At 70.4% G+C, this 8,608-nt stretch carries 5 protein-coding genes and 1 riboswitch; of the genes, 3 read left to right on the top strand and 2 right to left on the bottom strand.

Annotated elements, in window-relative coordinates; translation table 11 throughout:
* The first annotated feature begins 175 nt into the window (after window positions 1-175).
* Window positions 176-292, top strand: a riboswitch (SAM riboswitch).
* Window positions 293-383: 91 nt separating this feature from the next.
* Genes MMG85_RS06925 through MMG85_RS06915 form a run of 3 tightly spaced genes read left to right on the top strand, consistent with a single transcriptional unit; the run spans window position 384 to window position 3,717 of the window.
* Complete coding sequence (locus tag MMG85_RS06925; RefSeq protein ID WP_241045375.1) at window positions 384-1,430, top strand: homoserine O-succinyltransferase; 1,047 nt, start codon at window positions 384-386, stop codon at window positions 1,428-1,430.
* Window positions 1,427-2,650: an O-succinylhomoserine (thiol)-lyase gene (locus MMG85_RS06920; protein WP_241045374.1), complete on the top strand. Its 1,224-nt coding sequence runs from the start codon at window positions 1,427-1,429 to the stop codon at window positions 2,648-2,650. The genes MMG85_RS06925 and MMG85_RS06920 overlap by 4 nt, the downstream gene beginning before the upstream one ends.
* Entirely contained in the window at window positions 2,647-3,717 is a 1,071-nt protein-coding gene (locus tag MMG85_RS06915) for a homoserine dehydrogenase (RefSeq protein ID WP_241045373.1), read from the top strand. The genes MMG85_RS06920 and MMG85_RS06915 overlap by 4 nt, the downstream gene beginning before the upstream one ends.
* A 114-nt stretch (window positions 3,718-3,831) precedes the next feature.
* Here MMG85_RS06915 and MMG85_RS06910 read toward each other — a convergent pair whose 3' ends face one another.
* Together MMG85_RS06910 and MMG85_RS06905 are read right to left on the bottom strand one after the other, a co-directional pair.
* On the bottom strand, window positions 3,832-4,833 hold the full coding sequence (locus MMG85_RS06910) for an alpha/beta hydrolase (RefSeq protein WP_241045372.1): 1,002 nt from the start codon (window positions 4,831-4,833) through the stop codon (window positions 3,832-3,834).
* A 55-nt stretch (window positions 4,834-4,888) separates the two neighbouring features.
* Window positions 4,889-7,924: a ligand-binding sensor domain-containing diguanylate cyclase gene (locus tag MMG85_RS06905; RefSeq protein WP_241045371.1), complete on the bottom strand. Its 3,036-nt coding sequence runs from the start codon at window positions 7,922-7,924 to the stop codon at window positions 4,889-4,891.
* Window positions 7,925-8,608 lie beyond the last annotated feature (684 nt).

Here is an 8,608-nt window from a genome sequence, read left to right as displayed (position 1 = left end):
GCGGTGGAGCAGGCGGCCAGGCAGGCCACGCAGAGAGCGCCAAGGACGGATTTCAATGTCATGTCAGGAATTATGCGGCATTGCCGCACCGGCCGGCAGCGCGACCGCCGTCAATATTCATCGCTTCATCCGAATAAAGCGATTGACATCCGCGGCGGGGGCGGGCAAAGTCCGTCCACCATCGAGACCGGCAGAGGGACAGGCCCGAAGAAGCCGGGGCAGCCAGCGACGCGCAAGCGCCGTGGTGGTGCCAAATCCTGCGGGGACCTCAGCGTCTGCCGGAAGATGGTTCGTACCGTGTCCTCAGCACGGCGAACGCGAGCTCCGCGAAGCTCGGTGGTGCAGTCCCGTCCCGCAAGGGATCACGCCCACCGGATGCCGCCATGAGTTACGCCAGCCCCGCCCTGAACCGCCTGCCCGAACCGTCGTCGATCGACGGCTTTCCGTTCCCGTCCACGCAGGACGACGGTCCGCGCGCGCTGCGCGGCGAAGTGGTGGTGGAACTGGCCATGCGCCACGCCGGCACGCGCGCGGTGACCCTGCGCTACGAACTGCAGGGGCCGGCCGGCGCGCCGGTCGTGTTCGTCGCCGGCGGCATCTCCGCGCATCGCCACCTGGCGGCCAGCGGCGTGTTTGCCGAAAGCGGCTGGCTGAACGAGCTGGTCGGCGCGGACCGCGCGCTGGATCCGTCGCAGCGCCAGTTGCTCGCCTTCGATTTCGTCGGCGCCGATGGCCGCCTCGACGCCCCCATCGACACCGCCGACCAGGCCGACGCCATCGCCAAGCTGCTGTCGGCGCTGGGCATCGCGCGGCTGGAGGTCTTCGTCGGCTATTCCTACGGCGCGCTGGTCGGCCTGCAGTTCGCTGTGCGCCATGCGGAGCGGCTGAAGAAGCTGGTCGCCGTCAGCGGTGCGCACCGCGCGCATCCGTATGCCGCCGCGTGGCGCGCCCTGCAACGCCGTGCGGTGACGCTGGGCCAGCTGCAATGCGCCGATGCGCAGGGCCTGTCGCTGGCGCGCCAGTTTGCCATGCTCAGCTACCGCACGCCGGAGGAATTCGGCGAGCGCTTCGACAGCGCCCCGGAGATCGTCAACGGCCGCGTGCGCGTGGCCGCCGAGGATTACCTCGACGCCGCCGGCGCGCAGTACGTGGCGCGCACGCCGGTGACCGCCTACGTGCGCCTGTCCGAATCCATCGACCTGCACCGCGTCGATCCCGCCGATATCCGCGTGCCCACGCTGGTGGTCGCGGTGGAAGGCGACCGGCTGGTGCCGCTGTCCGATTCCGTCTCGCTGGTCGAGGGCCTCGGCACGCTGGGCCAGCTGCGCGTGCTGCGCTCGCCGTACGGCCACGACGCCTTCCTGAAAGAAACCGACCGCATCGATTCCATCCTCACCTCGGCCCTGCGCGCCGCCGGAGACCTCGCATGAGCAGCTACGCCCCCACCGACAACGACGCGCCCTGTCGTCCCGCCACCGCCGCCGTGCGCGCCGGCATCGACCGCGACACCGCCTACGGCGCGGTGACGCCGCCGATCGTGCTGTCGTCGAACTTCAGCTTCGCCGGCTTCGCGCAGAAGCGCGAGTACGACTACACCCGCAGCGGCAACCCCACCCGCGACCTGCTGGCCGAGGCGCTGGCCGATCTGGAAGGCGGCGCCGGCGCGGTCATCACCGCCACCGGCATGGGCGCCATCACGCTGGTGCTGAACGCGCTGCTGGAGCCGGGTGACCGCCTGGTGGTGCCGCACGACGCCTACGGTGGCAGCTGGCGCCTGTTCAACGCGCTGGCGAAGAAGGGCCACTTCGAGCTGATCACCGCCGACCTGACCGACCCGCGCTCACTGGCCGACGCGCTGGCGCAGTCGCCCAAGCTGGTGCTGATCGAAACCCCGTCCAACCCGCTGCTGCGGATCACCGACCTGCGCTTCGTCATCGACGCCGCGCACAAGGCCGGCGCGCGCACGGTGGTGGACAACACCTTCCTGTCGCCGGCGTTGCAGACGCCGATCGCCTTCGGTGCCGACGTGGTGCTGCATTCCACCACCAAGTACATCAACGGCCACAGCGACGTGGTCGGTGGCGCGGTGATCGCCCGCGACGCGGACACGCACCAGCAACTGGTGTGGTGGGCGAATGCGCTGGGCCTGACCGGCTCGCCGTTCGACAGCTTCCTCACGTTGCGCGGCCTGCGCACGCTGGATGCGCGCCTGCGTGCGCACCAGGAAAACGCCGACGCCATCGCCGCGTTGCTGGACGCGCACCCGGTGGTGTCGAAGGTCTACTTCCCCGGCCTGGCCGCGCATCCTGGCCATGCGGTCGCGGCGCGCCAGCAGAAGGGCTTCGGCGCCATGCTGAGCGTCGAACTGGAGGGCGGCGAAGAGGCGGTGCGCGCTTTCGTCGACGGCCTGCGCTACTTCACCCTGGCCGAATCGCTGGGCGGCGTGGAGAGCCTGGTCGCGCACCCCGCCACCATGACGCATGCCGCGATGACGCCGGAAGCGCGCGCCAAGGCCGGCATTTCCGATGGCCTGCTGCGCCTGTCGGTCGGCATCGAAGCGACCGAGGACCTGCTGGCCGACCTCGGCGCCGCGCTGGCGCGCGCCGAGGCGGTGGCCGCCGAGTCCAAACGCAAACTCGCCGACGCATGAGCACCGTCGTCCGGCTCGCGAGCGCGCCGCGCACGGCGCCGAAGTTGGCGCTGCTCGGCACCGGGGTGGTGGGCAGTGCGTTCGTGGCGCGCTACGAGCGGCTGCAGCAACGCGCGCTGCCCGTGCCGGCGTTGGCCTGGCTGGCCAACTCGCGTGCGCTGCAGGCCTGCGGACACTCGGCCCGGGATGCGCTGGATGCCGCCAACCTGTCCGCCGCCCATGACGGCGACCTGCCGCCGTGGGCGGAGGGCGAGGCGCTGCGGGCGGGGGACATCGTGGTGGATGCGACCGCCAGCGACAGCGTCGCCGACTGGCATGCGGAATGGTTGTCGCGTGGCGTGCATGTGGTGACGGCGAACAAGCTCGGTGTCGGCGGTGCATGGTCGCGCGCGCAGGCCATCGCGCGCGCGCGCGCCGGCTCCGGCGCGCGCTACGGCGACGCCGCCACCGTCGGCGCCGGCCTGCCGCTGCTGCGCAGCCTGCGCGCACTGGTCGCCGGCGGCGACCGCATCCTTCGCGTCGAAGGCGTGCTCTCCGGCTCGCTGGCGTGGCTGTTCAACCACTACGACGGCATGCGCGCGTTCTCCGGCTTCGTCCGCCAGGCGCGACAGGCCGGCTACACCGAACCCGACCCGCGGCTGGACCTGTCCGGCGAAGACGTGCGCCGCAAGCTGCTGATCCTGGCCCGTGCCGCCGGGCTGCCGTTGCAGGCGGAGGACGTGCGCGTGGATTCGCTGGTGCCGGCGGAACTGGCCGCGCTGCCGCTGCCTGCGCTGGACGCGGCATTGCCGCAGCTCGACGCGCCCCTGGCCGCGCGGTTCAAGGAGGCCTACCGCAACGGCGCGCGCCTGCGTTTCATCGGCCGCTTCGATGCCGAACGCGCGAGTGTCGGCCTGCAGGCATTGCCGCTGGACCATCCGCTCTGCGCGGGCGGCGGCACCGACAATCGCGTGGCGATCTACAGCGACCGCTATCCCGACCAGCCGCTGGTCATCCAGGGGCCGGGTGCCGGCGCCGATGTCACCGCCGCTGCACTGCTGGACGACGTGCTGGCGATCGGGGAATGAGTCTAGAGGAGTGAGTCGAGAGAAGTGAGGAGTGAGCAGCAAAGCCGGTAGCGTGGGGAGGGAGCGCTTTTTCTCACTCCTCACTCCTCTCCGCTCACTGCTGCATGTCCCGTCTCACCTCAACGCGTCGAGCAGAGATGCGTTGAAGCGTGCCGGATCCTCGACCTGCGGCGAGTGGCCCAGCTCGGCGAACTCCACCAGCCTTGCGCCCGGGATCGCCGCCGCCGCGCGCTTGCCGAGCGCCGGATAGTCGCCGATGCGTTTCGCCACCTCGGGCGAGGCGAGGTCCTTGCCAATGGCGGTGCGGTCCTTCTGGCCGATGAAGAGCGTGGTCGGTACGGTGATCTTCGGGAATTCATGGACCACCGGCTGGCTGAACACCATGTCCGAGGTCAGCGCCTGGCTCCACGCCACCGCCTCGCGTCCGTCGCCGGCGTACATGCCGCCGAGCATCCGCACCCAGCGCTCGTAAGCGGGCTTCCATTCGCCGCCGTAGTACACGGTGCGCTGGTAGTCGCGGATGCTGTCGAACGAGGTCTTCTGCTCGCGCGCGTGCCAGGCATCGACGCTGCGCCACGGCACGCCCTCGGCCTTCCAGTCCTCCAGCCCGATCGGGTTGACCAGCACCAGCCGTTCCGTCGCCGCCGGATACTGCAGCGCATAGCGGGCGGCGAGCATGCCACCCATCGAGTGGCCGACGATCACCGCACGCTCGATGCCCAGCGAGGCGAGAAGCGCGTGCGTGTTGGCCGCCAGTTGGCCGAACGAATACTGGTAGCGCGGCGGCTTGCTCGATTTGCAGAAGCCGATCTGGTCCGGCACGACCACGCGGTAACCGGCGTCGGCCAGCGCGGCGATTGCCGCTTCCCACGTGGCCGCGCAGAAATTCTTGCCATGCAGCAGCACGACGGTGCGGCCGTTCGGCGTGGCCGGCGCGATGTCGAGATACGCCATCTCCAGCGGCTGCGCCTGCGAGGTGAACGCGTACGTGCGCACCGGATGCGGATACTCGAAGCCTTCCAGGCGGGCGCCATAGGTCGGCAGCGACGTGGCGTGCGCCGTGGTGGTGGCCAGCAGCAACGCCGCCTTGGCGAATATCGAGGGAAACATCTTCATTCGGGCGCTTCCGCGACAGGGCGGGCCATCGTAACGCGAGGGTGTCGTGGTGCCGTCACACCCGCGGCGGTGCCGGCGGCGAAGGCGTCGGATGATGCGGGCCGCGCAGCACCAGATGGCCGCGGCGGACCAGTTCGCCGGGGTCGCGCCGCAGCAGGTCGGGATCGAGCGACGGCAACGGCAGCGGCGTCGCTTCGTACAGCGCCCAGCCGTTGCGGCCATGCGCCTTGACGTCGTACAGCGCGCGATCCGCCAGCGAGACCAACTGCTCCCAGCCCAGCAGGTCGGGCGCGTCGGGGAACGGCGGATAGCCGATCAGTCCCAGCGACGCGGTCACCTGCAGGCGCGCGCCCGACACCTCCACCGGTTCGGCGGCGATCGCCGAGCAGATGCGGCGGCCCAGCGCGTGCAGCTCGTGGCGCGGCATCGGCCGGAACACCATCAGGAATTCCTCGCCGCCCCAGCGGATGACGTAGTCGCCATCGCGCGACAGCGTGCGCAGGCGGTGCGCCACCGTCTGCAGCACATGGTCGCCGACCTGGTGGCCGTGGCCGTCGTTGATCGACTTGAAGTGGTCGATGTCGAGCAGCGCGAACGCCAGCACGTCCACGCCGGCGGCGAAGCCCGGCATGCGTTGGTAATAGGCGATGTCGGCGGGCAGTTGCCGGGTCAGGTAGCGGCGGTTGTGCAGGCCGGTCAGCGGATCGGTGAGGCTGATCGCCTCTAGTTGCCGGTTGGCCTGCTGCAGGTCGCGCGTGCGCTGCTGCACCAGGCGCTCCAGCGCCACGCGGCGGTTGTGGTGGCGGCGCAGCACCCAGCGGTTGGACAGCAGCACCAGGATGCCCAGCGCGATGGCCAGCAGCAGGTAGAACCACGCGCTTTCGTAGAAGTACGGCGCGATGGCGAACGCCTGCGTGGCGGCGGCGCGTCCGGACACGCCGCTGTTGTTGGTGCCCAGCACCTCGAACACGTAATGGCCCGCCGGCAGGTTGGTATAGGTGGCGCTGCGCTGGTGCGGATCGTCCAGCAGCTTCCACTCGTCGTCGTAGCCCTTCAGGCGATAGCGGATGTCGATGTGATCCGACGCCTGGAAGCTGAGCGTGGTGAATTCGAAGCGCAGGTCGCGCGCGGCACTGGGCAGCGCCCATTCCGTCGCGCGTTCGGCGGCTCGCCACTGTCCCTGCACCTGCACGCGTTCGATAACCGATTCGGGCACATAGGCGTTGGCCAGCGGCTGGTCGGTCGCCATCACCACCACCCCGTCGCGGGTCGGCAGCCACAGCGCGTTGTCGGCCATGAAGCCGCGGCTGTTGCCGGCACCGTTGCAGCAGTCCCCCTTCTGGCCGCCGTGGCGGTCGCCGCGCTCGTTGAGCAGCGTCCGCGCAGTCACCTTGAACGTGGGGTCGTCGGCGGCGCCAAGCAGGTCGGCCACCGACACCCGATAGATGCCGCGCAGGCCGCCAGCCCACAGGAAACCGCGGGTGTCTTCGGCGAAGAAGAACGGCGCGTTCGCCGGTATTCCGCGCGCCTTGTCCAGGCGCGTCCAGCGGCGGCCGTCGAACAGCAGCATCATTTCCTCCGACAGCGCACCGGCCAGCCACTGCCCGCCGGCCAGTTCGTGCAGGGAGACGATATGCGGCGCGTCCAGTCCCGTTCCGGTCAGCGGAACGGCGATCAGGCGCTCGTCGACGAACTCGTACAGTCCGCTCTGCGTGCCGACCAGCAAGCGGCCGTCGCGCGTTTCCAGCAGCACGCGCACGCGCACGTCGCGCAGGCCGGCGCGCTCGCCGTAGTGATGCAGGCGCTCGCCGTCCTGCCACCGGTACAGGCCGGTGCTGGTGGCGAACCACAACCGGCCGTGGCGGTCGCGCACGATGCCGTTCACCTGTGCGGCATCCATCGCCGCCAGCGCACGCGGCCGCTGCACGCGGCCATCGCGATACAGCGCGGCGCCGTCGCGCGTGCCGATCCAGGTCTGCCCGTTCTCGGGCAACAGGCTGTAGGCGGCCGGATGCGGCAGGTCGCTGCCCTTGACCAGCGAGCGGAAGCGGCCGTTTTCCAGCACGCTCACGCCATCGTCGCTGCCGACCCACACGCGGCCATCCGGCGCCTGCGCGACGGACCACAGCAACGGCTGCCGCAGGCCCTCCGCACGGCTGTAGCGGCGGGTCCAGCCATTCCACGCCCGGCTGGCCCCCTCGCTGTTGCTGCCCAGCCACAGGTTGGATTCGCGGTCCTCATAGAGCGCGCGGATCTCCGCCAACGGACCGGTCGCATCGATCCGCTCCAGCAGGACGCCTTTCTGCAACCGGTACAGGGTGTCGCGGGTGCTGGCCCACAGGATGCCGTCGCGATCTTCGTGCAACGCCTGCACGCCGCCGCTGACGGGCGCGACGGTGGGGTCGCGTCGCCAGTGCGCGCCGTCGAGCACGAACAGGCCGGTGTCGCAGCCGGCCCACAGGCGGCCATCGTGGCGGGCCAGTGAGGTGACCGTGGCGAGGGATGCACCGGCCGGAAGCGTCTGGACCCGTTCGCCGGTGCCGTCGAAGGCGTGCACGCGCCCGCGTGCGCCGACCCAGAGCGTGCCGGTGTCGTCGACGTGCAGCGCCAGCGCGCCGCCGTCGTCGATCGGATGCAGGGTCTGCAGGCGGTCGGCCACCACGACCATGACGCCGCGGGGCGTGGCCAGCAACAGGCGGCCGCGGACGTCGCGTGCGAGGGCGCGCACATCGACGACACCGGCGGCTTCGCCGGGGGCGAGCGACAGCGACTTGATGCGGTTGCCGTCGCGGACCGCCAGTCCCTGCGGGGTGCCGATCCACAGACGGCCTTCGCGGTCGGTATGCAGGGCCTGGATCCAGGTGCTGGGCAAGTCCGGGGTGTTGTCGAGGTCGAAGTTGGTGAAGCGCACGCCGTCGAAGCGGCTCAATCCGGCCTGGGTACCGAACCAGAGGTAGCCGGGCTTGTCCTGGGCGATGGCCAGCACGCTGAGCTGGGGCAGGCCCTGTTCCAGCGCCCAGTGGTTGCGCACGTAGTGGTGGAACGACTTGGACGGATCCAGCGCCTGCGCGGGCGGGCAAAGCGCCGCCATCCCGCCCAGCAGGGGCAGGCACCAGGCCGCCAGTCGACGCCGCCACCAGGGCGTGCCGCGGCGGTGCTTGTCCAGGTGCTCGGACAGAACGCGTCTCCGGTAAGTAGGTTTACCAAGAACGGTATCGGCGCGGTTCTGCAGGCCTAAAGGGGCGAGGGCCCGGGCCCGCGTGTGGTCGCTCCGTGGCCGGGATAACGGGGATGGCGCAGTTGGGTGGCCAACGCGGGCGAAGCCGTGTGGCCCGGGGTGAGGCCGAAGGACCCCGGGGGAGTGCGTCGGTGCGTCGGGTCCCGGGTTTCGCTGCGCTGTACCCGGGCTACGTCCCTGGATCCCGTTCGTGGTGAGCCTGTCGAACCACGCTCTTTGCGGGCGGTCGGCGGATCAAGCCAGTCCCGCTTTACCGTGAAAAGCGTGGTTCGACAGGCTCACCACGAACGGGATGTTGGGACGACTATCTGAAGGGCTGCCGCACTTGCGTAGCCCGGGTAGGGCTGAAGGCCGCACCCGGGGAAGTGCGTCGGCGCGTCGGGTCCCGGGTTTCGCTGCGCTCTACCCGGGCTACGCCCCTGGATCCCGTTCGTGGTGAGCCCGTCGAACCACGCTCTTTGCGGACGGTCGGCAGCTCAAACTGATCCTGCTCTGTAGTGAAGAGCGTGGTTCGACAGGCTCACCACGAACGGGATG

It is taken from the genome of Pseudoxanthomonas sp. LH2527, from assembly GCF_022539275.1.
Lineage (GTDB): Bacteria > Pseudomonadota > Gammaproteobacteria > Xanthomonadales > Xanthomonadaceae > Pseudoxanthomonas_A.
Note: the sequence above shows the minus strand (reverse complement) of the source record. Positions and strands in the feature narration are given on the sequence as shown.